This window comes from Phenylobacterium kunshanense (genome assembly GCF_003254525.1).
In the GTDB taxonomy this organism is placed as follows: domain Bacteria; phylum Pseudomonadota; class Alphaproteobacteria; order Caulobacterales; family Caulobacteraceae; genus Phenylobacterium; species Phenylobacterium kunshanense.
On record NZ_QFYS01000007.1, the window covers coordinates 151,735 to 175,922 of the forward strand.

Below are 24,188 nucleotides of genomic sequence, written 5' to 3' on the forward strand. Positions count from 1 at the left end.
CCGTCGCTCGCCATGGCCGAGCCGCCGTCCAAGTCCCGCAAGACCGACCCGCTGATCGCGCTGGCGGTTGTGTTCTTCCTGTTGGCCGTGGCCTTCGCCGCCGCGCCGCTGGTGAACGCCGGCCCCGAAACGCTGGCGGGATCGCTGCTGCTGTTTGGCCTGGCCGGCGTCTGCTGCCTGGGCCTGCTGGTCCTGCGGGGACCGGCCGAGACGCCCGCCGAGACCGAGGCGGGCGCCGAGGCGTTCCTGTCGGCGCTGGACGAGCCGGCGGCGGTCGCGGCGCCCGACGGCCGACTGCTGACCACCAACCCGGCCTGGCGCGAAGCCATGGGCAAGGCGCCCCGCCTGCCCAAGAGCGGCGCCGCCGCCTCCAGCCTGTTCGGCGCCCTGGCCAGCGCCCGCCGCGGCGATCTGGGCCGCGCCACCCTCAAGGCCGGGGGGCAGGAGCGGGAGGCGCTGGTCTCGCCGATCGGCCCTCGGCGTTTCCTCGTGCGGCTGACCGGCCGCGGTTCGGGGCCGCTGGCGCTTCCGTCCTCGGCCATGGAGGTGCTGAACGCCGTCGCCGGCGCCAAGGCGCCCCCGCCCAAGGTGTTGGATGCGTTCGCGGCCGCATCGCCGTTCGGCGCCGCCCTGCTGGAGGGCGACGACCCGTTCGAAGCTCGCATCATCGAGGCCAACCCGGCGCTCGCGGCCGTGGCTCACGGCGGCCAGGCCGGCCAGGTGTTCGGCGACCTGATCGAGCCCAACAGCCGCGTGGAGGCCGCATTGCGCCTGGCCGACGGCCGGGCCGGGCACGCACCGATCGAGGTTCGGCTGGCCCACGATCCGGCGCGCATCGCCCACCTGTACCTGTCCCAGAGCAGCGGCCGCTGGGTCGCCTACCTGGTGGACGTCTCCGAGCAGAAGCAGGTCGAGCTGCAACTGTCCCAAAGCCAGAAGATGCAGGCCATCGGTCAGCTCGCCGGGGGCGTGGCGCACGATTTCAACAACCTGCTGACCGCCATCCTGATGCAGCTCGACGTACTGGCCACCCGCCACCCGGTTGGTGACCCGTCGTACGAGGGGCTCAACGAGATCAAGCAGACGTCGATGCGGGCCGCCGACCTCGTCCGCAAATTGCTGGCCTTCTCCCGCAAGCAGACCGTCCAGCGCGAGATCCTCGACGTCGGGGAAATGATCTCGGAATCCGAAGTCCTGCTGCGCCGCCTGCTGCACGAAGACATCAAGCTGGCCACCGACTACGGCCGCAACCTGCCGCACGTGCGCGCGGACCGGGGCCAGCTCGACACGGCGGTGATGAACCTCGTCGTCAACGCGCGCGACGCGATCCGGAGCCATGGCGGCGGCGTCATCCGGATCCGCACGGCCCGCGTCAGCCAGGAGGAGGCGCGTGGTCTCGGCTACCCCAGCGCGGTGGGCGACCAGGCGATGATCGAGGTGTCCGACGACGGCCCCGGCATCCCGCCCGAGGTGATGGACAAGATTTTCGACCCGTTCTTCACGACCAAGCCGGTCGGCGAGGGAACGGGCCTGGGCCTCGCCACGGTCTATGGCATCGTCAAGCAGTCGGACGGCTGGATCGCAGTCGCCTCCAAACCGGGCGAGGGCGCGGCCTTCCGGATCTTCCTGCCGGTGCATGTGCCGACGGCTGCCGAGCCCGTGCCCGTCGCGCCCGCCGCGGCCCCCAAGCGACCCGCCGCCCGCGACCTGTCCGGCGCCGGCCGCATTCTGTTCGTGGAGGACGAGGACGCCGTGCGTGGGGTCGCGGCCAAGCTGCTCCGCGCTCGGGGCTACGAGGTGATCGAGGCGGCCAGCGGCGAGGAGGCCCTGGAGATCGCCGAGGAGCACGCGGGTCAGATCGACCTGATGATCTCGGACGTGGTCATGCCCGGCATGCAGGGGCCGGACCTCCTGAAGCAGGCCCGCCAGTACCTGGGCTCGGCGCCCGTCATGTTCATTTCAGGCTACGCCGAGAGCGAGTTCTCCGACCTGCTGGAGGGGGAGCGCAACGTGTCCTTCCTGCCGAAGCCCATCGACATCAAGACCCTGGCCGAGCGCGTGAAGCAGGAGCTCCAGAAGGCGGCGTAGGCGAAGCTTGCGTCGGCCGCCCAGTCCGGCGAATGGAGGGGGGTGACCCAGAGCGCCCCGAATCCCGAGCTGACCGAGACCCACGCCGCCGCGCTGGCCGCGGCCCGAGAGGGCCGTTTCGCCGACGCCGAGGCGCACTTCCGACGCGTGCTCCAGCTCGGCGCGCCCCTGGCGGTGGCCCTGAACCTTGCCCTGGTGCTGGAGGAGCAGGGGAAGTTCGGCGAGGCCGAGCAACTCTACCGCCAGCTCCTGGCCAGCCGGCCGGGGGACCGGGAGATCCAGCGTCGCCTCGGGTTCCTGCTGCTGCGCAACGGCGACTTCGAAGGCGGCTGGCCGCTCCACGAGTTCCGGGCCAGCGATCCTTCCCGCCATCCGCAGCTCAGCTTCCCCGAGTGGGATGGTCGGCCCGTTGACACCCTTCTGGTTCTGCCGGAGCAGGGCCTGGGCGATCAGATCATGCTGGCGCGCTTCATCCCGATCCTGAAGGCACGGGGAATCGACGTGACCCTGATGTGCCACCCGGCCCTGCAGCGGCTTTTCGAGCCGCTGGGCGCGCCGGTCATGGCGGTGCAGGGCCAGACCGTGATCCCCAGACGGGACGCCTGGGCGCTGGCGGGATCGCTGCCCTACCGGCTTGGGGTCACGCTGGAGACGGTCCCTTCGGCGCCCTACCTGCCGGGCTCGCCGGGCGGCTCGGGCGTCGGCTTCGTCTCCCGCGGCGCCCCGATCCACCACAACGACGGAAATCGCTCGCTGCCGCCTGATCTCGCTGACGATATCCGCGCATGGCCCGGGGTCCGCAGCCTCGAGCCCGAGCACACCGGCGCGCTCGATTTCCGTGAGACGGCTGACATCATCGCCGGGCTCGAGCTGGTGATCACCGTGGACACGGCGGTGGCCCACCTGGCCGGCGCGATGGGAAAGCCGACCTGGGTCCTCCTGCCTTTCCTCGCCGACTGGCGCTGGCTGCGGGACCGGGTGGACAGTCCCTGGTACCCCTCCATGCGTCTCTTCCGGCAGCCGGCGCCCCGCGACTGGGGCTCGGTGGTCGCCGATCTGCGGCAGGCGTTCGAAGCGCGCTGAACCTCCCGACTTGCGTCGCGTCCTCAGGCGCCCCAGCGTGCTTCCCAACCAGAAAACACGGTATGGGAGGATGCGATGGCGAAGGTCGACCCGAACGGAAGCCTGAGGGGCAAGGTCGCGCTGGTCACCGGCGCCAGCCGCGGCATCGGCGAGGCCATCGCCGCCCGGCTCGCCATGGAAGGCGCGAAGGTCGTCTGCTCTGCCCGCACCGCCGAGACGGGCGACAGCAAGCTGCCCGGCACGCTTCACGCCACCGTCGATCGCATCCGCGCCGCCGGCGGCGATGCGACCTTCATCAAGGCCGACCTCTCCAGCGCCGATGACCGCGAGCGTCTGGTCGCCGAGGCCGTCGCGACCTATGGCCCGGTCGACATCCTGATCAACAACGCCGCCGTCACCTTCTTCATCCCTGTCGAGACGTTCCCGAAGAAGCGCTTCGACCTGATGATGGAGGTCCAGGTCTGGGCCCCGTTCCACCTCAGCCAGCTCGTGCTGCCGTCGATGCGCGAGCGTCGTTCGGGCTGGATCGTCAACATCTCCTCGCCGGCCGGCATCCACCCGAAGCAGCCCTACAATCGCCGTGGCGGCGGCACGGTCTACGGCATGTGCAAGGCGGCGCTGGAGCGGTTCACCACCGGTCTCGCCTCGGAGGTCTTTGACGACAACATCGCGGTGAACGTGGTCTCGCCCGGTCTCGTCGACACCCCTGGCGTGGCCGTCCACGGCCTCATCAACGAGCAGACCAAGGACCGTGTGCAGCCGATCGAGTTCATCGCCGAGGCGGTCTATCGCCTGGCGTCGGGCGATCCGAAGACCATGACGGGACGGGTCGACTACGCGGAGCCTTTGTTGAAAGAATTGGGGATCGCGCCCTCCGAACTGGTCTGACCCCATGATCGAACAGACGCTCGACATCGCCACCCGCGACGGCAAGACGACGACCTTCATCGTCCACCCAGAGCGGGACGGTCCGCACCCGGTCATCCTGTTCTTCATGGACGCCCCGGCGATCCGCGAGGAGCTGCGCGACATGGCGCGGCGCATCGCGACAGTCGGCTACTATGTGATGCTCCCAAACCTCTACTACCGGCGCGGGGTCATGGAGCTGGCCGATCTCCCACCGCTCACAGAGGCCGACGCCCGGGCGCGGATGTTCGACCTGATGGGCTCGATCAACATCCCGCTGGTGATGAGCGACGCCGACGCCCTGCTGGACTTCGCCGGCCGGGACCCGGCCGCGAGTCCCGGCCCCGCGGCCGCCATCGGCTACTGCATGAGCGGCCAGTACGCGATCAACACCGCCGCCCGCCATCCCGAGCGGATCGCCTGCGCGGCCTCTCTCTATGGCGTCCAGCTCGTCACCGACAAGCCTGACAGCCCGCACCTGGCCGCCCAGAAGACCAAGGCCGAGCTCTACTTCGCCTGCGCCGAGCACGACACCTACGCGCCGCTGGAGACGGTGGAAGCCCTGGACGCGTCCCTGAAGTCCAACGGCGTCAACGCCGAGGTGGAGATCTACAAGGGCGCCCACCACGGCTTCGCCTTCCCCCAGCGGGCGGTCTACGACAAGCCGTCCGCCGAGCGGCACTGGGAGCGCCTGTTCGCGCTCTTCAAGCGGAACCTCAGCTAGGCTCTGTCGCCACCGGCGGGACCCAGCCCGGCTCCAGCGCCTTCAGGGGGTGCAGCGAGCTGACCATGCCCATGAACGGCGGCCAGATGTTGTAGCCCAGCAGGCTCTGCAGCCGCGGCGACATGGCCCGGGTCCGTTCGGCCGGCACGCCCAGGAAGAAGTTCTCCTGCGTCCGGCACCAGGGCTGGCAATACTGGTTGGTGAAGCCCAGGCGCGGACCGTCGCTGCGGTTGGCCCCGCCGCGATGGATGCAGGTGCCGGCCATGACGAAACAGGCGCCCGCCGGCATCTCCATTGGAACCAGCATCCGCTCCCATTCGGCCGGATCGTTCGGCCGGCCCTCAGCGCCGGGATCGCCCCAGAGGTGGCTGCCGGGGATCACCTCGGTGCAGCCGTTCTCTGGCGTGAAGTCGTCTATGGCCCCGATCACGGTCATGCTCAGCGGCGGCCGCGGTCGCGGCTGGCGGTAGAAGCCGTCGTCGGTGTGCAGGTCCTGCGCCGTCTCGCCGGGGTTGATCTGGATCGACTGGCTGGCGGTCAGCAGGTAACCGGGCTGCAGGAAGCGATCCAGGATCGCGAGCAGGCGCGGGTCTTCCGTCAGGTCTTCGAACACCCGGCCGCGGGCGACCAGGGTGTAGACCCGCTCGGTCTTGAAGCCTTCGAAGTCGTTGCGTCCATGGCGCCGGCCCACGAAAGGCGCGAGACCTTCGCGGAAGCGGGTGATCGCGTCGGCGTCCATGAAGTCGCGGATCACCGTGTAGCCGCGCTCGCGGATTTCGGCCGCATGGGCGTCGGCGTCGAAGCCGGTGACCGCCTGATCCATATGACCTCCCTGACCCAGCGGGCCTGCAAGCGCCTTTAGACTTGTCGGTGTGGCGGCGCCCGGCCACTGCTATAGCATGGGTCTCGGAGGCTCCGACCATGACCGAGACACTCAAGATCCGTCGCGTAGCGGGAGCCCTAGGGGCCGAGATCAGCGGCCTGGACCTTTCGCAGGACCTGTCCGACGCCACAATCGCCGCGATCCGCCGGGCGCTGGTGGAGCACCAGGTGATCTTCTTCCGCGACCAGGAGCTGACGCCGGCCCGGCAGGTGGCGTTCGGGCGTCGATTCGGCCCGCTCAACATCCACCCCTACGTCACCGGCATGACTGGTCAGCCCGAGGTGATGGAGATCATCAAGGAGCCGTCCGACCGTCTCAACTTCGGCGGCGGCTGGCACTCCGACATGAGTTTCCTGGAGACGCCCGCCATCGGCTCGATCCTCTACGGCGTCGAGATCCCGGAGTTTGGCGGCGACACCTTGTTCGCCAGCCAGGCTGCGGCCTTCGACGCCCTCTCGCCAGGGCTTAAGGCGACGCTGGAGGGCCTTAGCGCAGTCCATTCGGCCAGCCGCGAATACTCGGCCACGGGCGCTTCGGCGCAGAAGCGGGGCTCCATGCAGGTGGCGGAGGCCGACGGCTATGTCGGCGAGTACGTGCACCCGATGGTGCTGGTTCACCCCGAGACCGGCCGCAAGGCGCTCTACGTGAACCCCGCCTTCACCCTGCGCATCGATGGCTGGAAAGCCAGCGAATCCAAGGCCCTGCTCGACTATCTGTTCAACCACTGCCGATACGAGGGCTTCACCTGCCGGTTCAGCTGGCAGAAGGGGTCGGTCGCCTTCTGGGACAACCGCTCGGTCTGGCACTTCGCGCTCAACGACTACCCGGGCCAGCGCCGCCACATGCGTCGCGTCACGGTCGACCCTTGGCCCCAGGCCCAGGCGGTGGCGGCGGAGTAGAGGGGGCCCTGACCTCGGCCGGAGGGAGATCAGGGCCCAGCGGGGCAGTTGGATTGGGGGACTGGAACCCGCCCATCCTTCCTAGCGCAGCTTCGTCTGGCGGAAAGGCCGATCGGACGCTGGATGCTCAATGCGGGTAGCTCAGTCGCCGCGCGCCCAGGCCATCGCCCCATTCGCAGCCGCGAGCCCCGTGGCGAAGGTCGCCTGCAGCAGATAGCCGCCGGTGGGCGCCTCCCAGTCCAGCATCTCGCCCGCCAGGAACACGCCGGGCCGGGATTTCAGCATCAGTCGGTGGTCCAGGCTGTCCAGGGCGACCCCGCCGGCGGTGGAGATCGCCCGTTCCAGGCCTTGCATGCCAGTCAGGCGAACGGGGGCGGCCTTGATCGCAGCCGCCAGGGCGGCGGCTTCGGTAGGCAGGTCCCTGCCGTGGGCCTCACGCAGCAGGTTGATCTCCAGCGGCGACAGCCGGAGCGTCTTGCGCAGGTGGTTGGCCAGCGACTGCGCTCCACGCGGCCGGGCCAGCCGCGCCGCCAACGTCTCGCGCGTCTGATCCGGACGCAGGTCGATCGTAGCCGTGGCCGCGCCCTCGGCGAGGATCGCCTCGCGGATCGGGGCGGATAGGGCATAGAGCGCGCCACCCTCCAGGCCGTAGCGGGTGATCATCGCCTCGCCGCGGACGGTGCGGCCGGCGAACGTCAATGCGATCCCCTTCAGCGGCTGGCCGGCGAAGCCCTGCATCACCGGGCTCCAGGCCACATCGAAGCCCATGTTGGCCGGCCGCAGCGGGGCGATCTCGGCGCCGGCGTCGCGCAGCGGTCCGACCCAGGCGCCGTCCGACCCCAGGCGCGGCCAGCTCGCCCCGCCGAGGGCCAGGATCGTCGCCTGCGGCCGCACCTCGATCTCGCCTTCGGGCGTCGCGAAGCGGAGAACTCCGTCATCCGCCCAGCCCAGCCACTCGTGCCGGGTACGGACCGCCACGCCCAGGTCGGCCAGCCGCGCCAGCCAGGCCCGCAGCAGCGGAGAGGCCTTCAGCGCCTTGGGGAACACCCGCCCTGACGAGCCCACGAACATCGACTGGCCCAGACTTTCGGCCCACGCGATCAGCGCCGCCGGCGGGAACGACTCTAAAATTGGCCGGAGCCAGGACGTGGCGTCACCGTACCTGCCCACGAAGGTCTCGAAGTCTTCGGAGTGGGTGAGGTTCAGACCCCCGCGACCGGCCATCAACAGCTTGCGGCCGACGGACGGCATCCGCTCAAATACAGTCACCGGATGTCCGGCCGTCGCGAGCCGTTCGGCGGCGAAGAGCCCGGCGGGCCCTCCGCCGACGATGGCGATCATCGCGCCAGGTCCGTCACGTCCCCGCCATGGCGAGCAGGGCGGCGAGGCCGACCGTCATGCCCTTCAGGCTCTCGGGCTTGGAGACGTCGATCCACTCGTCGAGCGCATGCGCGCGCCCGCCGCTGCCGCCCGATCCGATGGTCACGGCCGGGACGCCGAGGCTGATCGGGATGTTGGAGTCGGTGGAGCTCGCGCCCAGCTCGGGCGTCAGGCCCGCGGCGCGCACGGCCGCCGCGGTGAGCTGCACAATATCAGCGTCCTCGCGGGTGTTGCCGGTCGGGCGATCGCCGATCAGCTTCACCTCGGCCGAAACCTTGCCGGCGCGGGTGGATCGCGCGCCGTTTTCCTGCTCGACCGCGCCCTCGACGATCTTCAGGAACTGGCCGTCCAGCTTGGCGAGTTCGTCCTTGCTCTCGGACCGCATGTCCACCTCAAGCCAGATGGCGTCCGGGATGGAGTTCACCGAGGTGCCGCCGCCGACGACGCTGGTCGCATAGGTGGTCTTGGGCTTGGCCGGCGTCTGGATGCGGTTCATCTCGACCACGGTCGCACCCATGGCGGCCATGGGGTTCACCAGGCCGAAGGCGCCGTACGAGTGCCCGCCCGGCCCCTTGAAGGTCACCCGATACCGCCGCGAGCCCACGGCCTTGTCGACGATCCGGTCGGCCGAGGTTCCGTCCATCGAGAAGAAGGCCGCGATCCGGTCCTTGTACTTGCCCTTGGTGAAGATGTGCCGGACGCCGCGCAGGTCGCCCGGGCCTTCCTCGCCGACGTTGCCGACGAACAGGATGTCCTTCTTCGTGGTGATCTTGGCCGCATCGAGCGCCCGGATGTAGCCCAGCAGCACGGCCAGCGAATGGGTGTCGTCGCCGATGCCCGGCGCCATCAGCTTCGTGCCCTCGCGGCGCACCTTTACGGGCGTGCCCGCCGGGAAGACGGTGTCGAGGTGGGCGGCCAGCACCACCACCGGCCCGCCCGGCTTGCCGCTTCCGCGGCGCAGGCCCATGACATTGCCCTCGGCGTCCATCTCGACCTCGGTCAGGCCGTGGGCCTTCAGCATCTCCATGTAGGCCTTGGCGCGCTCGGCTTCCTGGAAGGGCGGAGCCGGGATCTCGGTCAGGGTGATGGTGTCGGCGACGATGCGATCGTGCTCGCGGTCGAGCGTCGCCACGGCGGCCTTGAACCCGGCGCTCTTGCGGATCTGCGCGACCACCTTGTCGGCCTTGGCGGGGGTCGTCTGGGCGGCCGCGCCGGTGGCCAGGGTCAGCGTCAGGGCGGCGGCGAGCGCGAGCCGCGAAACACGTAACATCGTGATGGAATCCTTGCGTCCAGCCGGGGTCATTTCAACCGATCCCACCGCCCTTCGCCAGGGCAGGCGGGCAGGTTGTTCCGCATTACCGGGAATTAATGCCACGATCCAACCCCGCGTGCTTGCCCGGTCCCGCCACGGACCTCTAAGCCTTCGCGTCACGCAGATGTAACGGGGAGGCGCAGGGTGCAGAACCGTCGCCAGATCATGCTCATGGCGGCCGCGGCCGCGCTCTCCACCCAGGCTCGGGCCCAGCCGGCGACCGGCGCGGAGGCCCAGCTCGCCACTTTCCTGGACCAGGTGTTCAGGGAAGTGCTGGAGGACAATCCGGAGCTCGTCACGTCCCTCGGCCTCGACAAGGGCGAACGCGCCGACGCCAAGGCGAGGCTCCGCGACGCCTCGCTCGAGGGTCTAGCAAAGCAGAAGGCCCGCACCGCCGACCAGCTGCGCAGGCTGAAGGCCATCGACCGCAGCCGGCTGAGTGGCATGGCGGCCGTGAACTACGACACCCTGGCCTTCGAGCTCGAGACCAGCGACGCGGCGAACAAACGCTTCAACTACGGCGGCGCAGGCGCTGGCAGCCCCTATGTCCTGGCCCAGATCAGCGGCGCCTGGCAGGAGGTTCCCGACTTCCTGGACAGCCAGCATTCGATCGAGACCCGCGCCGACTGCGAAGCCTATCTCTCCCGCCTGGAGGCCTTCGCCCGGATCATGGGCGAGGAGGTCGAGCGTGTTCGCCACGACGCGGGTCTGGGCGTCATTCCGCCCGACTTCGCGATCGCCGGAGCGCTCAAGGGCATGGGCGTGCTCCGGGCTCCGGCAGACAAGTCCACCCTGGTGACCGCCCTCGCCAGGAAGGCCAAGGAGAAGGGGATCGCCGGCGACTGGCAGGCGCAGGCGACCAAGCTCTACGACGGCAAGGTCATCCCCGCCCTCGACCGGCAGATGGCCCTGCTGAAGGAGTTGCAGCCCAAGGCCGTTCATGAGGCCGGCTGCTGGCGCCTGCCCGACGGCCAGGAATACTACGCCCACGCCCTGCATTCGCAGACCACCAGCCGCATCTCCCCGGACGAGGTGCACAAGCTGGGCTGGGACGTCACGAAGGAGCTGTCGGCCCGCGCCGATGTCCTCTTCAAGGAGCTGGGCTTCACCAAGGGGACGGTGGGCGAGCGCTACATCGCCCTCTACGAGAGCAAGAAGGGCGTCTATCCCAACACCGACGCCGGCAAGGCCCAGATCCTGGCCGACCTCACCAAGGTCGTCGAGGCGATGCAGAAGCGCCTTCCGGAACAGTTCGGCACGCTGCCGAAGGCCGGCGTGGAGATCCGCCGCATTCCCGCGGCCACCGAGGGTGGCTCGTCCACACACTACGAGTCCCCCAGCCTCGATGGCAGCCGGCCGGGCGTCTACTGGCTGAACCTGCGCGACACGGCCGAGAGCCCGTGGTGGTTCCTGCCGACCACCACCTATCACGAGGCCAATCCGGGCCATCACATGCAGATCGCGCTCCAGCGCGAGGCCGACCTGCCGATGATCCGGCGCGTCATGGGCTTCGGCGCCTACGCCGAGGGCTGGGCCCTCTACGCCGAGCAGGTCGTCCAGGAGATGGGGGTCTACAAGGGCGACGCCCTGGGCGAGCTGGGCTACATCCACGACGCCCTGCTGCGGTCGGCCCGCTTGGTCACCGACAGCGGCCTGCACCACCTGCGCTGGAGCCGGGAGAAGGCCATCGCCGAGATGCGCGGCATCGAGGGCGACCCCGAGCCGCTCGCCGCCCAGGAGATCGAGCGCTACTCGGTCTGGCCGGGCCAGGCCTGCAGCTACATGGTCGGCAAGGTGACGATCCTGCGCCTGCGCGAGAAGGCCAAGGCGGCCCTGGGTCCGAAGTTCGATCCGCGCAAGTTCCACGACGCGATTCTGCTGTCGGGCTCCATGCCCCTGACCGCGCTTGAGAACGTCGTCGATCTCTACATCGAGAAGGCCAAGGCTTGATGGACCGCCGCACATTCCTCGCCACCGTCGGCGCCCTCGCGCTCGCGCCCGCCGCCCGGGCGGCGACGCCCGAGGATGCGAAGCTCCGTGGCGTCTTCGACAGGATCTTCGAGGACAATCTGGCCAGGTCGCCCGAGGCCCTGACCCGGCTCGGCCTCGACAAGGGCGAACGCGCCGCGGCCAAGTCGAAGCTGGACAGCGCCTCGATCCAGTCCCTGGATGAGGACAAGGCGCTGACGCTGAAGCACCTGGCCGACCTGAAGACGGTCGATCGCGGCCGCCTCAGCCCAGGCGAACAGCCCAACTACGACGCCGTCCTCTTCACGCTCGAGGGCGAGGCGGCAGCCGGCAAGCGCTACGCCTACGGCTACCAGGGCGCGGGCCAGCCCTATGTCCTGTCGCAGCTGACCGGCGCCTATCAGGACATCCCCGACTTCCTCGGCTCCCAGCATGGGATCGAGACCAAGGCCGACGCAGACGCCTACCTCGACCGGCTCGTGGCCTTCGGCGTGGTCATGGACGAAGAGACCGCCCGCGTCCGCCGCGACCGCAGCCTGGGTGTCGTTCCACCTGCTTTTGTGCTCGAGCGGACCCTGGCCCAGATGACCGCCCTCCGCGCCTCGGCGCCGGCGGCGTCTCCGCTCACCACCCAGCTCACCGACCGCGTCCAGGCCAAGGGAATCGAGGGCAACTACGCGGCCGCCGCCGAGCGCGCGGTAGCCGCCTACGTCTACCCGGCCCTCGACCGCCAGATCGCCTTGGTGCGCGAGTTGCAGCCCGAGGCGAAGCACGACGCCGGCGTCTGGCGCCTGCCCGACGGGGAGACCTACTACCGCGACGCCCTGCGCAACTTCACCACGACCAACCTGTCGCCGAAGGAGATCCACCAGATGGGTCTCGAGCAGGCCAAGGCGCTCGGCGCCCGGGCCGATGCGATCCTCAAGGGGCAGGGGCTGACCAGGGGCACGGTGGGCGAGCGGATCGCGGCCCTCTTCGCCGATCCGAAGCACCACTACGCCAACACCGACCAGGCCAAGGAAGAGCTGATCGCCGACCTCAACAAGCTGGTGGCCGAGATCCGGCCGCGCCTGCCCGAGATGTTCGGCGCCCTGCCCAAGGCCGACGTCGAGATCCGGCGCGTGCCCAAGTTCATCGAGGCTGGGGCCCCGGGCGGCTACTACAACCGGCCGGCGCTCGATGGCTCGCGGCCGGGCATCTACTGGATCAACCTCCGCGATTCCGCAGAAAATCCGCGCTGGACGCTCAAGACGCTCACCTACCACGAGGCCATTCCGGGCCATCACATGCAGCGCTCGCTGCAGCAGGAGGCCGACCTGCCGATGCTTCGCCGCACGGCCGGCTTCCCGGCCTTCGCCGAGGGCTGGGCGCTCTATTCCGAACAGGTCGCCCTGGAGATGGGCATGTACCGAGACGACCCGCTGGGCGAACTGGGCCAGATCCAGGCCTCCCTGTTCCGCGCCGCGCGCCTCGTGGTCGACACCGGCCTGCACGCCATGAAGTGGAGCCGCGAGAAGGCGATCCAGACCATGGTCTCCATCGACGGCAGCCCAGTCAGTTCGGCCACCACCGAGATCGAGCGCTACTGCGTCCGCCCCGGCCAGGCCTGCGCCTACATGGTCGGCAAGCTCACCTGGCTGCGCCTGCGGGCCAAGGCCCAGGCGGCGCTCGGCCCCAGTTTCGACATCCGCCAGTTCCACGACGCCGGCCTGCTCGGGGGCGCCATGCCGCTCACCGTGCTGGAAGGCGTGATCGACCGCTGGGTCGCGACCCAGAAGGCTTGAGGATCTCCATGAACGCCATCGACCGCCGCCGCTTCCTGCTCACCTCGGCCGGGGCGGCCCTTGCGAGCGCCACGCCCGTGCTGGCCCAGGCCGGGTCCGAGGACGCGAAGCTCCGTGCGCTGCTGGACCGAATGTTCGAGCAACGCGTGGACGACAGCCCGCGCTTCGCCACCTCGCTGGGCATGGACAAGGACGCTCGCGCGCACCTGAAGTCCAAGCTCGACGACAACTCGGCGGCCGGCAAGGCGAAGCGGCTGGAGCAGGCCCGCGGCTACGTCGCCGACCTCAAGGCCATCGACCGCGCGCAGCTCTCGGGCCCGTCGAAGGTCGACCTGGACGTCGTGCTCTATTCCAACGAACAGGCCGTTCTGAACGGCGACCGCTACAAGTTCGGTGACGTGGGCGGCAACTTCAGCCCCTATGTCATCAGCCAGCGCGGCGGGGCCTACGCCAACATCCCCGACTTCCTCGACAGCCAGCACCGGATCGCCACGACCGCCGACGCCGAGGCCTATCTCTCGCGCCTCTCGGCCTTCGCCGTGGCCATGGACAACGACGTCGCCCGCCAGAAGGCCGACGTCGCCGCCGGGGTGATCCCGCCCGATTTCGTCTGCGACCTGTCGCTCGGCCAGATGAAGGCCCTGCGTGAGCAGCCAGCCGACAAGGTGATCCTGACCGCCTCCATCGCCCGAAAGGCCGCGGCGGCGAACCTTCCCGGCGACTGGGCCGCCCGCGCCCGGAAGATCGTCGAGACCGAGGTCTATCCGGCCCTCGACCGCCAGATCGCCGCCATGCAGGCCGTCCGCGCCAAGGCGAAACCCGACACCGGTGTCTGGGCGCTGCCGGACGGCGACGCCTACTACGCCGACGCGGTGAAGGCCTCGACCACCACCAACTACACGCCGCAGCAAGTCCACCAGATGGGCCTCGACCAGGTGGCCGACATCACCGGGCGGCTCGATGCGATCCTGAAGGCCCAGGGCCTGACCCAGGGCACGGTGGCGCAGCGCCTGGCGAAGCTGAACGAGGATCCGAAGCAGGCATACCCGAATACGGACGAGGCGCGCGCCCGCGTGATCGCCGATCTCAACAAGGATGTGGCCGATCTCTACGCGATCCTGCCGCAGGCGTTCCGCACCCTGCCCAAGGCCAAGGTTGAGGTGCGGCGGGTGCCGGTGTTCATCCAGGACGGCGCGGCCAACGGCTACTACCAGGGCGCCGCGCTCGACGGTTCGCGCCCGGCGGCGTTCTACATCAACCTCAAGGAGACCAGCGACTGGCCGCGCTACAATCTCAAGACCCTGGCGGTGCATGAGACGGTTCCTGGACACCACCTGCAGATCGCGCTCGCCCAGGAAAGCACGCGAATTCCGATGCTTCGGCGCGCCGGCTTCGGCTTCTCGGCCTTTTCCGAGGGCTGGGCGCTCTACGCCGAGCAGCTCGCCGACGAGATCGGCGCCTACCAGGGCGATCCGCTGGGGCAGGCAGGTTACCTGCAGTCGCTGCTGTTCCGCGCCGCGCGCCTCGTGACCGACACCGGCATCCACTACAAGCGCTGGGGCCGGGCCAAGGCCACGCAGTATATGGTTGACACCATCGGCAACACGCCCGCCCGCGCCCAGCGGGAGGTCGAGCGCTACTTCTCCTCGCCCGGCCAGGCCAACAGCTACAAGGTCGGCCACACCGTCTGGGTGAAGGTGCGTGAAGACGCGAAGAAGACGCTGGGGCCGAAGTTCGACCTCAAGGCCTACCACGACGCCGTGCTGCTCTCGGGGGCCATGCCGCTGACGGTGCTGGAACGCCACGTCGCCGACTGGGCCGCGTCGCAGGCCTAGCCGCCCGGCGCCTCAGAACCACCCTGCCGCCTTCAGCGCCGCGGCCTGGCCGCGGCTGATCGGGACCATCAGTCCGCATTTCAGCCGCGCCTCGCCCCGGCCGCGCAGCCATTTCACCTCGTCGATGGCCTCGGCGGCCACCCACCAGGAGCGGTGGGTCCGGAAGCCGGGCGCTGCCGCCAGCTCGGCCAGGGCGTCGCTGAAGCGCGCGGTGACGAGTTCCTCCCCCGCGTCCGTATGGACCCGCAGGTAGTGGTCCTCGGCCTCGACGGCGATCAGCGTCGCCGCCCGGCGCCTCGCCGACAGGCGCTGACGGAAGGCGGCGAGGGGGTCGATCTCCGGCTCGGGCGCCGCGGCTGGCGCTACGGCCGTCTGCGCCCACGCGAGCTGGCGGAAGAGCATGGTGGCGAAGCAGACGACGAACACCTGGAACCAGGGTTCGGCCACGTTGCCCAAGTGCAGCCGCATCCCCCCCAGCCAGTGGTTGGTCAGCCCGACCAGCACCGTCACGAAGGGCGTCATCAGCATGCTGGCCAGGGTGACGCGCAGCCAGAAGTGGCCGATCCGCCGCCGCAGTGGATCGTCGATCGCGACCCCGATCATGCCGCCGCCGACCATGCAGATCTGCCAGTAGACCAGCCGCTCGAGCAGACTGCGTTCCGACGATCCGAACGGCCCCAAGAGGGCCATCACCACGCCGATCGCCACCCACAGGGCCACGTCGGCCGCCAGCCGGCGCATCCAGGGTTCCGTCAGTCTCGGCATTGGTGGTCCGGTCGGCAGAGTCGTTCGCGCAAGTCTGCCACGATTGGCGAACCGTCCGCATCCGTTCGCGAAGCCCTGGCGCCGTTCGCGCAAACGCCCCTGGCGTAGGGGCATGCCGCCCGGCGATCTGGCCCGGACGCCACGGAGCCTTCCCGCATGAACAATCGCCTGTCCTTCGCGCTCTGGAGCCTCGCCGCCGTTCTCAGCGTGGGCGTGGCGATCTTCTCGTATCGCTTCATTCCGCGCGTCGGGCCGATGTCGCCCGAGATCCTGGGAAACCTCTACGCCAATCCCTGGCTCACCCTGCATGCGGCCGGGGCCGGTACGGCGCTGCTGACGGGTCCCTTCCAATTCCTGCCGGCCCTACGCCGTCGGCGGAGCGTGCATCGCTGGGTTGGCCGCACCTACGCCACGAGCTGCCTCGTCGGCGGCGCGGCGGGCTTCGCCCTGGCGTTCGGCACCACGGCCGGTCCCGTTGCGGGCCTCGGCTTCGGCCTCCTGGCGCCGGCCTGGATCTACACCACGACCCAGGGCTGGCGCACCGCCCGCGCCGGCCGCTTCGACGAGCACCGCCGCTGGATGATCCGCTCGTTCGCGCTGACCTTCGCGGCTGTCACCCTGCGCCTCTACCTGCCGCTCGGGGTGATCGCCGGCCTGACGTTCGAGCAGATCTACGTCGCCACCGCCTGGATCTCGTGGATCCCCAACCTGCTTGTCGCCGAGCTCTATCTGCTGCGCGAACGGAGCCGCCTGCAGCCGGCGTAGTCTTCGCGACTGCTGACATGCCCCTGTCAGCAGTCCGGGCGTTGAATGCCCGGACAACCTCGAAGGAGCCCCCCGATGTCCGACGACCTCGTCTTCTACACCAACCCCATGTCGCGCGGCCGGATCATCCGCTGGATGCTGGAGGAAGTGGGCCGGCCCTATCGCGCGGAGGTGCTGGCCTGGGGCGCGCACAAGTCGCCGGAGTTCCTGGCGATCAATCCGATGGGCAAGGTGCCGACCATCGTCCACGGCGGCACGGTGGTGACGGAGTGCGCGGCGATCTGCGCCTACCTCGCCGATGTCTTCCCGGAGAAGGGCCTGGCGCCGCCACACGGCAGCCGGCTGCGCGGTCCGTACTACCGGTGGCTCTTCTTCGGCGCCGGTCCCATCGAGCAGGCCGTGGGCGCCAAGTCCATGGGCTGGGAGGCCCCGGCCGACCGCGAGATGATGCTGGGCTTCGGCAACATCGACACCGTGTTCGACACGTTGGAGAAGGCGCTGAAAGGACGAGACTATCTGGTCGGTGACAGCTTTACCGCCGCCGACCTCTACATCGCTTCGCACCTGGGCTGGGGCATGCAGTTCGGCACGATCGACAAGCGGCCGGTCTTCGAGACCTACGTCCAGCGGATGGACTCTCGTCCCGCTGCCGTACGGGCCGCGGAGATCGACGACGCGCTGATCCCTGCCGACCAGCGGCCGCCCGTGCCGGCCTAGCGAGCCGCAGGCTGAATGAGGTCCCAGCGGTTCCCGTAGAGGTCTTCGAACACCGCCACAGTCCCATATGGCTCGTGGCGCGGGGCCTCCAGGAACCGGACGCCGGCCGCGACCATCCTCCCCTGGTCGCGGCCGAAGTCGTCGGTCTCCAGGAACAGGAAGACCCGCCCGTCGGCCTGCCGGCCCACCGCCTCGACCTGATTGCCCGTGGCCAGCGCCAGCAGCAGGCCCGCGTCCGAGCCCGGCGGCCGAACCACGACCCAGCGCTTTGCCCCGCCCATGTCGGTGTCCTCGGAGAGATCGAAGCCGACCTTTCGGACGTAGAAGTCGATCGCCTCGTCGTAGTCGCGGACGAGGAGGGCGGTGAGGGAGAGTCGCTGGGACATTCTTGCTGGGTATCCTGCGGGATCACCCCGGCGAAGCCCGTTCTCCTCGCGTATCAGGCTTGGCTGTTTCCCCTCAGGCGTGCGCGCCCTTGTAGGTGAACGCCGATCAGCCAATAAGGCGGACTGAGGCGCGTCCGGGGGGACGCTCGCAAGTCGGCGAAGGGGCTGTTGTGTTCAAGATCCAATCGATGAAGGTCGGGCCCAAGGCCCTGGCGGGCGCGGCGGCGGCCGTGGCGGCCACGGTTCTAGGCGCGGCGATGCCCGCTTCGGCCGCGCAGAACATCTACGTCGAGTATGCGACGATGAACACGACGTTCCGCGCCAATATCTCTGGCGTCGGTCAGGTCTATTCGAACGGCGTGACATTCCGGGTGAACGACTACGGAACGGCGGCGCAGTACAATGCCAACGATTACTACATCTATGGCTTCTGCATCGACATCTTCCATAACATCTCGATCAACCAGACGCTGAACTACACCTATACGTCCACCTACGGCGATCCTGGTCAGCCGCTCTACACCAACTATGGCCCCGTCGCCCCGGCGAACCAGCTCAGCAACGCGCAGATCGATGCGCTCACCAATCTGGTGGATACGGGCTGGCTGCTGCACCAAGCTCAGCCGAACGACTATGACACCGCGATGCGGACGGCGGCGATCCAGGCGGCCATCTGGCAGGTGGCCAACCCGAACCGCACGATCTCGGTGCTGAGCAACAACCTGAACGCATCGCAGTTCGCGACGTATCAGGGCTACTTCAACGCCTATAAGACGGGGAACTACACCAGCCTGGCCGACGCCAACGACCGCGTCTACACGATCACCGACCAGGCGCGGAACCCGCAGCACCAGACCTTCGCCATCGGCTGGCCGATCGAGAACACGGCGGTGCCGGAGCCGGGCACATGGGCCCTCCTGATCGCCGGGTTCGGTGCGGCCGGCACGGCCCTGCGGCGCCAGCGTCGGGCGGTCCTGGCCGGCTGATCCACCACGCCGACGCACAGTTGGCGCGGCACGAACACAGGGGTTCCGGACGCTGGTCCGGAACCCCTTTTCGTTATTGAGCAGCCCTGGAACCCTGAGCCGCCTCCTCGGCAAGGCGCCCATGGAGTTCGCTCATGTGGTCGAAGTCGGCCTCGAAGGCGCCCAGGCCCTGGGTAAGCCCGCGCAACTCCGCGATCAGGTCCTGGCGCTCGCTCTGTGGCAGGTAGGCCTCGATGCGCTCCCAGCCTCGCCAATCCTCGCGCGGGCCCAGGCCCAGGATCTGTCCACGACGGGCCGTGAGCGCCGAGGTGACGTGGCTCGCGCTGGGAGACGGCGAATAGACCGTCAGCTTCTCGATCGGCTCCAGCAGGACCGTGCCCAGCGCCTTCAACGCCTCGTCTATGGCCAGCCGCCCCACGGTCCTGAAGGCCATTTCGGAGGAGTCGACGCTGTGTGTCATCCCATCGACCAGCGTGACCTCTAGGTCGGTGACGGGGAAGCCGAGCGGCCCCTTCTGCAGGCCGTCGCGGACGCCCATCTCCACGGCCGGCACCCATTGCCTCGGCACCGCGCCGCCTACCACCTTCGACTGGAACACGAAGCCCGACCCGCGGGGCAGGGGGCGGACCTCGATGCTCACATCTGCGAACTGGCCATGGCCGCCGGATTGCTTCTTGTGTCTCGCCCTGTGCGTGGTCCCGCGACCGATCGTTTCCCGGTAGGGGGTCTTCGGCTGGACGGTGTCGATCTCGACGCCGAACCGTCGCTTCAGTCGCTCGAGCGCGAGCCGCACGTGGCCCTCACCCTGGCCGGCCAGCAACACCTGCCGCTGCTCGGCGTCGTGGGTGAGCGACAGGCCAGGATCCTCCTCGACCAGCTTGCCAAGGGCGCCCGAGAGGCGAACGTCGTCATTGCGGTTCCGGGCCATCAGGGCGACGGCGAACAGCGGCCGGCGCGGCCTGGCGGCGGCCTTGACCGCCTGGGGCTGGCCGGTGGTGGAGAGGATCTGGCCGGCGGCGGCGGCCTCGACCTTCCCGATGGCGCATATGTCGCCCACCGACGCTTCCGAGATTTTCTTCAGCGCCGCCCCCTGCACTTGCGAGAGCCCGCCCGCGCGGCTCTTCGCGCCGTCGGGGAGGGTGAGTTCCGCGCCATCCGTGAGTTTCGCGCCGAAGACCCGCGCATAGGCGAGCTTCCCCGACTGGCCGGCATAGGCCGTTTTCAGCACATATGCGCCCCGGGTGACGCCGAGGCGGTCCGCGGCCTTTGACGCCGCCGGCGTCTCGTGGCGAAGGGCTTTCAGCAGCCGGCGGACGCCGAAACCGTTCTGGGCCGAGCCGAAGAACACCGGCACGATGGCTCCATCGTTCAGCTCCTTCACCAGGTCGGCGAAGACGGCGTCACGGCTGGGCGTCACGTCCGACAGAAGCTGTTCCATCAGCTCGTCGTCGAAATCGGCCATTTGCTCCAGCATGTGGAACCGGGCCTGCGCCTCTTCCTGCTGCAGCTCGCCGGGGATTTCGACCTGCTCCGACGGCTTGCCTGGCCGATAGACGAAGCACCGCTCCAGCGCGAGGTCGATGTAGCCGGCGACGCGGTCGCCCTTCCACGTGGGGATCTGGCGGGCCACGAGGGGAGCGGACGAGACGGGCGCCAGGGCGTCCAGCAGGTCCTGGAGGCCGCCCCGGGCCTGGTCCATCTTGTTGATGAACAGGGCGTGCGGCACGCCCAACCGCTCCAGCTCCCGAAGGGTTGGTTGCAGCAGCGCGGCCTTCGCCGGGTCCGGTTCGGCGACAACGATGGCGAGGTCCATGGCCGGCAGGGCAGGATCGATCTCGGCGCAGAACTCCAGCGATCCGGGGCAGTCGACGACCACGTAGCGATCGCCCAGGAATTCGAACCCGGCGAGGTTCAGCTCGACGGAATGGCCGCGCGCCCGGGCTTCCGGGCTGGAGTCCCCGACCTCTCCGGGGCGGACGGCCTGGCCGGTGGCCGCCTCCAGCAGGGCTTCCATTAGGGCGGTCTTGCCGGCGCTGGTGGGGCCGACGAGCGCTAGCGCCCGAACCGACCCCGCATCTCGGATTGCCATGGAGTTTCTCCCATCACCGCTGGCGCTCAAGGCGCCCGAGATCGGGAGAGACGAGCGCCGGAAGCGCGGTTATGGGCGGCCAGAGACCGGATACAGGGCCGGTCGACGCCGCCCTTCTGACAGAACCCTACGCCCGGGTGCGGGGACCGGGATGCTCAAGAAGTCGTGAGCGTCGAGCGAAGGTTCAGCCCCAGGGCGCCTGGCGGTCATGGGCCGTCCGGATCGACAGCGCGCCCTCACGGAAGCGCCGGCCGACCGCGGCGTCGAGGGTGGGGGTCGGCTTCTCGGTGGCGCGTCCGTAGAGCCAGCCCTGAGCGTAGTGGACCCCGGCCTTGCGGACCGCCTCCTCGGCCTCGGGCGTCTCCACCATCTCGGCGAGGGTGCGGACCTTCAGCTCGCCGCACATGTTCACGAGGTGCTTCACGAACGTCGCCTCCCGACCGCCGTGCTGCAGGTCGCGGATGTAGCGGCCGTCGATCTTCAGGAGGTCGAGGGTGAGTTGCTGCAGGTAGGCGAGCGACGCCGCGCCGGCGCCGAAATCGTCCAGGCACACCTCGCAGCCCGCCGCGCGCAGGGCCTGAATATGACGGTCGGCCAGCCCGAGGTCTTCGACGGCGGCGCTCTCGGTGAGCTCGAACATGAGCCGCCCCTTGATCGACGGACTCTTTCGGAGGAGATCCACGACCCGGCTGACATAGGCTTCGCTCATCACGCTGCGGCCGGATACGTTCACCGCCAGGGTCAGGGTCGGATCGCTCGCCAGCACCTTCAGCGTCTCTTCGAGCACCGCCACGTCGAGCGGCTCGATCAGGTCCAATTCCTCAGCCATGCGGATCGTCGGGAAGGGACTGCCCTGGGCGCCGAAGCGGACCAGAACCTCGTGGTGGTGCAGAGCGCCGTCGCTGAGGTTGACGACCGGCTGATAGGCGAGACTGAAGCGCCGCTGTCGGATGGCGGCTCCCAGCGCGCCGGCATTGCTCAAGGTGGATTGCAGGGCCTGCTCCAGCGCGTTCGAGAGGCTGCTGGGCAGAGGCTTCTTCAAGCCCTCGCGGAGCACCTGGTTCAAGGCGAAGCGCAGCGCCTGCGCGACCTGCTTGGGCCGCACGGATCCCGTCAGCGGCATGGCGGCGGACGTGGGCGCGATCTTCTCCAGTCCGACGTCGCTTAGGACCCGGCTGATCCGCGAGATCAGCGCCGCGGCGGGCTCATCGGCGGCCCGGACCAGGGCGTACCGATCCGGTCCGACCTCGGTGGCGGCTTCTCCCCGGTAAGCCTGCGCCCTGAGGGCGCCGGCGAGCAGCGCATCCACGCGCGCGGCGTCAGGCGATCCCGCCTTCTGTTGCGAAAGGCCCACGACGTCCACGAAGGCCAGTTCGAGCTCCTGGGTCGCGCCCGCCAGCAGCTCGGCGGCCCGGGCCTCGAAGTCTTCGCGGCTCTGCAGCCCGGCGGCCCCACGCTGCGCGGCCTTCGACAGCGCGCAGGAGATCGCGCCCTTGTTCTGGGGCAGGCGGATGGCCGTGAGATTGGCGGACCGTTCCTCGTCGCCCGCGACCTTCAGCACGACCGGCCCGGCTCGGGCGCCATCGTCGAGTCCGCGGAACATCGCCTCGACCATCGGGTGGTCGTCGACATCGAAGAGCGACTGCCAGGTTCGGCCGGCCAGAGCCCGGTCCGGCGCGCCAAGCACCGACTCGCCGGCTCCCAGCGCGAACGTGACCTTCCCATCGTCTCCGATCTCCAGCAGGAGGTCGGCGGCGGCGAAGCCAAAGCCCAGAAACCGATGCGGCGACAAAGAACGTTTCTCCCTGCGGGCCAATCTGCGCCGGCCGCCCTTAAAAACCCGTGTCACTCTAACGGCTTGGCCGGCTCGGATACCCATTTCGAGCTTGCGGCCCAGTCGGGAGCGCGAGTGGGTTGACGGCATGCCGGGCGCGTCATTCGATCGTCGCCCCGGGGGAGGTAGAATCAGCCGATGATCGCCATCATTCTCGCCGTCGCCGCCGTCTCCTCGGCCTGCGACCTGGAGGCGCCGTCGGGCCGGTCGGACTGCACGCGCGCCGCAGTCGATGCGCTGCCGATGAACGCCATTCAGGCTGTCGGCACCCACAACAGCTACAAGATGGCCATCGCGCCGAACGAGATGGCGCTGCTGCGGGCCGCCAATCCGAAGGCCGCGGACTCGCTGGACTACGCCCACCCGCCCCTTCGCGAGCAACTCGACGCCGGGGCGCGCCAGCTCGAGCTGGATCTGGTCAACGATCCGACCGGCGGCGCGTTCGCTACACCCCTCGGGCGCCGCATGGCCGGCGCGGCGGCGGTTCCCTACGACACGGCTGCGCTGGCGCGGCCCGGGCTCAAGGTGCTCCACGTTCCCGACGTCGACTATCGATCGACCTGCCAGACCTTCGTCGCATGTCTCGATGATCTCCGCGCCTGGTCGCGCGCCCACAGGGATCATCTGCCGATCCTGATCCTCCTCAATCTGAAGGAAGAGGGGGTGAAACTGCCCGGCGCCGTGACGCCGCCCGCGTTCGACGCAACCGCCATGGACGCCATCGACACCGAAATCCGTTCGGTCTTCCGAGAGGGCGAGTTGATCACACCCGACCAGGTGCAGGGCCGCTACGCGACGCTGCGCGAGGCGGTGGCGGCCGGTGGCTGGCCGAGCCTGAAGGCTGCCCGAGGGCGGATCATGTTCGCCTGCGATTGCACGCCCGAGCAGGTGGCCCGCTACCGGGGGGATCGGCGGTCGCTCGAGGGGCGGGTGGCCTTTGTGAACACCGAGGAGGGCTCGCCGGCGGCCGCATACATCACCCTGAATGAGCCGGCGGAGCAGGCCCAGCGGATCGCGGCGGCGGTGAGGGCGGGGCTGATCGTTCGAACCCGAGCGGACGCGGATACGGTCGAGGCGCGGTCGAACGACACGGGCCGGCAGGAGGCCGCCTTCGCCTCCGGCGCGCAATACGTATCAACCGATTACATGCGGCCGGACCTCCGCTTCGGGGGCTATTCCGTGAGCCTGCCTGGCGGCGGTGTGGCTCGGCGTTCCCCGTCCGGCAGGCCAATGTGGCGCGCGGGCAACTAGAGCGTAGCGTCCCCCTTGCGGGTAGCCGACGGTGCGAGGGGCGGGGCGGTCGCCGGTGAGGCCACGGCCGGCCGAGCGGCCGTGTCCGCGGATGGCGCGGCCTCGGCCACCGAGACCTCCGGGACGCCGTCCTTGCCGCCGCCGAAGAGGCCCTTGGCCAGTTTCTTGCCGAGGAAGCCGCCGGCGAACTTCCCCACGGGCCCCGCTACGGCGGCTCCAGCCGCGCCGCCGGCGACACCGCCGACCACCGTGCCGACCTTTTCGCCCAGGCCTTCCTTCTCAGGCTTTTCCACCAGCACCGGCGCGACCAACGTCGGCGCCTCGGTCGCGACAGGTTCGGCGGCGCTCTGAACCGGAGCAGGCGGCGGCTTGGCCGTCAGGGGAGCGGGGGCAGGGGCCGTGGGTTCGATCGCCGGCAGGGGCGCCAAGCCAGGCGAGTCCTGCGCCAAAGCGGCCGCAGGCGCGGCGACTGCGCTGCACAGCAGGAGGGGCAACAGGATACGCATTGGTGACGCTCCTCGAGGTCCGTCCTC

At 69.4% G+C, this 24,188-nt stretch carries 20 protein-coding genes; 12 read left to right on the forward strand and 8 right to left on the reverse strand.

Annotated elements, in window-relative coordinates:
- Positions 1-12: 12 nt before the first annotated feature.
- From cckA to DJ019_RS15770, 4 genes are all read left to right on the forward strand, one after another.
- Positions 13-2,088, forward strand: a complete 2,076-nt coding sequence (cckA, locus tag DJ019_RS15755) for a cell cycle histidine kinase CckA (RefSeq protein ID WP_240606516.1) — start codon at positions 13-15, stop codon at positions 2,086-2,088.
- A 42-nt stretch (positions 2,089-2,130) separates the two neighbouring features.
- On the forward strand, positions 2,131-3,171 hold the full coding sequence (locus DJ019_RS15760; RefSeq protein ID WP_111277019.1) for a tetratricopeptide repeat protein: 1,041 nt from the start codon (positions 2,131-2,133) through the stop codon (positions 3,169-3,171).
- Between the two features lie 75 nt (positions 3,172-3,246).
- Complete coding sequence (locus tag DJ019_RS15765) at positions 3,247-4,059, forward strand: SDR family NAD(P)-dependent oxidoreductase (protein WP_111277020.1); 813 nt, start codon at positions 3,247-3,249, stop codon at positions 4,057-4,059.
- A 4-nt stretch (positions 4,060-4,063) separates the two neighbouring features.
- On the forward strand, positions 4,064-4,801 hold the full coding sequence (locus tag DJ019_RS15770) for a dienelactone hydrolase family protein (RefSeq protein ID WP_111277021.1): 738 nt from the start codon (positions 4,064-4,066) through the stop codon (positions 4,799-4,801).
- Here the strand turns inward: DJ019_RS15770 and DJ019_RS15775 are convergent.
- Entirely contained in the window at positions 4,794-5,624 is an 831-nt protein-coding gene (locus tag DJ019_RS15775; RefSeq protein WP_111277022.1) for a phytanoyl-CoA dioxygenase family protein, read from the reverse strand. The genes DJ019_RS15770 and DJ019_RS15775 overlap by 8 nt on opposite strands.
- Before the next feature lie 98 nt (positions 5,625-5,722).
- Here DJ019_RS15775 and DJ019_RS15780 point away from each other — a divergent pair, with 98 nt between their 5' ends.
- Positions 5,723-6,583 carry a TauD/TfdA dioxygenase family protein gene (locus DJ019_RS15780; RefSeq protein ID WP_111277023.1) on the forward strand — a complete coding sequence of 287 codons (861 nt, stop codon included), beginning with the start codon at positions 5,723-5,725 and terminating at the stop codon, positions 6,581-6,583.
- Positions 6,584-6,724: 141 nt separating this feature from the next.
- Here the strand turns inward: DJ019_RS15780 and DJ019_RS15785 are convergent, their stop codons facing one another.
- Together DJ019_RS15785 and DJ019_RS15790 are read right to left on the reverse strand one after the other, a co-directional pair.
- Complete coding sequence (locus tag DJ019_RS15785) at positions 6,725-7,924, reverse strand: TIGR03862 family flavoprotein (protein WP_111277024.1); 1,200 nt, start codon at positions 7,922-7,924, stop codon at positions 6,725-6,727.
- A 13-nt stretch (positions 7,925-7,937) separates the two neighbouring features.
- On the reverse strand, positions 7,938-9,266 hold the full coding sequence (locus DJ019_RS15790; RefSeq protein WP_240606512.1) for a M20/M25/M40 family metallo-hydrolase: 1,329 nt from the start codon (positions 9,264-9,266) through the stop codon (positions 7,938-7,940).
- A gap of 174 nt (positions 9,267-9,440) precedes the next feature.
- On the opposite strand from DJ019_RS15790, the gene DJ019_RS15795 reads away from it, so the two are divergent.
- Genes DJ019_RS15795 through DJ019_RS15805 form a run of 3 tightly spaced genes read left to right on the forward strand, consistent with a single transcriptional unit; the run spans position 9,441 to position 14,862 of the window.
- Complete coding sequence (locus DJ019_RS15795) at positions 9,441-11,225, forward strand: DUF885 domain-containing protein (RefSeq protein ID WP_111277102.1); 1,785 nt, start codon at positions 9,441-9,443, stop codon at positions 11,223-11,225.
- Positions 11,225-13,027 (forward strand): DUF885 domain-containing protein, encoded by a 1,803-nt coding sequence (locus DJ019_RS15800; protein ID WP_111277025.1) that lies wholly within the window; start codon positions 11,225-11,227, stop codon positions 13,025-13,027. Before DJ019_RS15795 ends, DJ019_RS15800 begins: the two co-directional genes overlap by 1 nt.
- An 8-nt stretch (positions 13,028-13,035) precedes the next feature.
- Positions 13,036-14,862 (forward strand): DUF885 domain-containing protein, encoded by a 1,827-nt coding sequence (locus tag DJ019_RS15805; protein ID WP_111277026.1) that lies wholly within the window; start codon positions 13,036-13,038, stop codon positions 14,860-14,862.
- Positions 14,863-14,874: 12 nt separating this feature from the next.
- Here the strand turns inward: DJ019_RS15805 and DJ019_RS15810 are convergent, their stop codons facing one another.
- On the reverse strand, positions 14,875-15,627 hold the full coding sequence (locus DJ019_RS15810) for a LytTR family DNA-binding domain-containing protein (RefSeq protein ID WP_205854181.1): 753 nt from the start codon (positions 15,625-15,627) through the stop codon (positions 14,875-14,877).
- A 156-nt stretch (positions 15,628-15,783) separates the two neighbouring features.
- Here DJ019_RS15810 and DJ019_RS15815 point away from each other — a divergent pair, with 156 nt between their 5' ends.
- Positions 15,784-16,392: a DUF2306 domain-containing protein gene (locus tag DJ019_RS15815; RefSeq protein WP_111277028.1), complete on the forward strand. Its 609-nt coding sequence runs from the start codon at positions 15,784-15,786 to the stop codon at positions 16,390-16,392.
- 75 nt (positions 16,393-16,467) lie between these two features.
- A complete protein-coding gene (locus DJ019_RS15820) occupies positions 16,468-17,109 on the forward strand; it encodes a glutathione S-transferase family protein (RefSeq protein WP_111277029.1) in 642 nt (213 codons plus the stop codon).
- Here DJ019_RS15820 and DJ019_RS15825 read toward each other — a convergent pair.
- Positions 17,106-17,495 carry a VOC family protein gene (locus DJ019_RS15825; RefSeq protein WP_111277030.1) on the reverse strand — a complete coding sequence of 130 codons (390 nt, stop codon included), beginning with the start codon at positions 17,493-17,495 and terminating at the stop codon, positions 17,106-17,108. The genes DJ019_RS15820 and DJ019_RS15825 overlap by 4 nt on opposite strands.
- Positions 17,496-17,665: 170 nt before the next feature.
- Here DJ019_RS15825 and DJ019_RS21235 point away from each other — a divergent pair, with 170 nt between their 5' ends.
- Positions 17,666-18,481, forward strand: a complete 816-nt coding sequence (locus DJ019_RS21235; RefSeq protein WP_205854182.1) for a PEPxxWA-CTERM sorting domain-containing protein — start codon at positions 17,666-17,668, stop codon at positions 18,479-18,481.
- Positions 18,482-18,554: 73 nt separating this feature from the next.
- Here DJ019_RS21235 and DJ019_RS15835 read toward each other — a convergent pair whose 3' ends face one another.
- Positions 18,555-20,570: an elongation factor G gene (locus tag DJ019_RS15835; RefSeq protein ID WP_111277031.1), complete on the reverse strand. Its 2,016-nt coding sequence runs from the start codon at positions 20,568-20,570 to the stop codon at positions 18,555-18,557.
- Between the two features lie 184 nt (positions 20,571-20,754).
- Positions 20,755-22,362 carry an EAL domain-containing protein gene (locus DJ019_RS15840; protein ID WP_111277032.1) on the reverse strand — a complete coding sequence of 536 codons (1,608 nt, stop codon included), beginning with the start codon at positions 22,360-22,362 and terminating at the stop codon, positions 20,755-20,757.
- A gap of 180 nt (positions 22,363-22,542) precedes the next feature.
- Here DJ019_RS15840 and DJ019_RS15845 point away from each other — a divergent pair, with 180 nt between their 5' ends.
- A complete protein-coding gene (locus DJ019_RS15845) occupies positions 22,543-23,655 on the forward strand; it encodes a phosphatidylinositol-specific phospholipase C1-like protein (RefSeq protein ID WP_111277033.1) in 1,113 nt (370 codons plus the stop codon).
- On the opposite strand, the gene DJ019_RS15850 is transcribed toward DJ019_RS15845, so the two are convergent.
- The gene (locus DJ019_RS15850) at positions 23,652-24,161 is read right to left on the reverse strand and encodes a hypothetical protein (protein ID WP_111277034.1); all 510 of its coding nucleotides are present in this window, start codon (positions 24,159-24,161) and stop codon (positions 23,652-23,654) included. The genes DJ019_RS15845 and DJ019_RS15850 overlap by 4 nt on opposite strands.
- Positions 24,162-24,188: the final 27 nt, after the last annotated feature.

What these genes read in the sequence shown, in the direction of transcription:
- cckA (WP_240606516.1), top strand. Translation starts at nt 13, where the DNA reads ATGGCCGAGCCGCCGTCCAAGTCCCGCAAGACCGACCCGCTGATCGCG.
- DJ019_RS15765 (WP_111277020.1), top strand. Translation starts at nt 3,247, where the DNA reads ATGGCGAAGGTCGACCCGAACGGAAGCCTGAGGGGCAAGGTCGCGCTG.
- DJ019_RS15770 (WP_111277021.1), top strand. Translation starts at nt 4,064, where the DNA reads ATGATCGAACAGACGCTCGACATCGCCACCCGCGACGGCAAGACGACG.
- DJ019_RS15775 (WP_111277022.1), bottom strand. Translation starts at nt 5,624, where the DNA reads ATGGATCAGGCGGTCACCGGCTTCGACGCCGACGCCCATGCGGCCGAA.
- DJ019_RS15780 (WP_111277023.1), top strand. Translation starts at nt 5,723, where the DNA reads ATGACCGAGACACTCAAGATCCGTCGCGTAGCGGGAGCCCTAGGGGCC.
- DJ019_RS15785 (WP_111277024.1), bottom strand. Translation starts at nt 7,924, where the DNA reads ATGATCGCCATCGTCGGCGGAGGGCCCGCCGGGCTCTTCGCCGCCGAA.
- DJ019_RS15790 (WP_240606512.1), bottom strand. Translation starts at nt 9,266, where the DNA reads ATGACCCCGGCTGGACGCAAGGATTCCATCACGATGTTACGTGTTTCG.
- DJ019_RS15795 (WP_111277102.1), top strand. Translation starts at nt 9,441, where the DNA reads ATGCTCATGGCGGCCGCGGCCGCGCTCTCCACCCAGGCTCGGGCCCAG.
- DJ019_RS15800 (WP_111277025.1), top strand. Translation starts at nt 11,225, where the DNA reads ATGGACCGCCGCACATTCCTCGCCACCGTCGGCGCCCTCGCGCTCGCG.
- DJ019_RS15805 (WP_111277026.1), top strand. Translation starts at nt 13,036, where the DNA reads ATGAACGCCATCGACCGCCGCCGCTTCCTGCTCACCTCGGCCGGGGCG.
- DJ019_RS15810 (WP_205854181.1), bottom strand. Translation starts at nt 15,627, where the DNA reads ATGCCGAGACTGACGGAACCCTGGATGCGCCGGCTGGCGGCCGACGTG.
- DJ019_RS15815 (WP_111277028.1), top strand. Translation starts at nt 15,784, where the DNA reads ATGAACAATCGCCTGTCCTTCGCGCTCTGGAGCCTCGCCGCCGTTCTC.
- DJ019_RS15820 (WP_111277029.1), top strand. Translation starts at nt 16,468, where the DNA reads ATGTCCGACGACCTCGTCTTCTACACCAACCCCATGTCGCGCGGCCGG.
- DJ019_RS15825 (WP_111277030.1), bottom strand. Translation starts at nt 17,495, where the DNA reads ATGTCCCAGCGACTCTCCCTCACCGCCCTCCTCGTCCGCGACTACGAC.
- DJ019_RS15835 (WP_111277031.1), bottom strand. Translation starts at nt 20,570, where the DNA reads ATGGCAATCCGAGATGCGGGGTCGGTTCGGGCGCTAGCGCTCGTCGGC.
- DJ019_RS15845 (WP_111277033.1), top strand. Translation starts at nt 22,543, where the DNA reads ATGATCGCCATCATTCTCGCCGTCGCCGCCGTCTCCTCGGCCTGCGAC.
- DJ019_RS15850 (WP_111277034.1), bottom strand. Translation starts at nt 24,161, where the DNA reads ATGCGTATCCTGTTGCCCCTCCTGCTGTGCAGCGCAGTCGCCGCGCCT.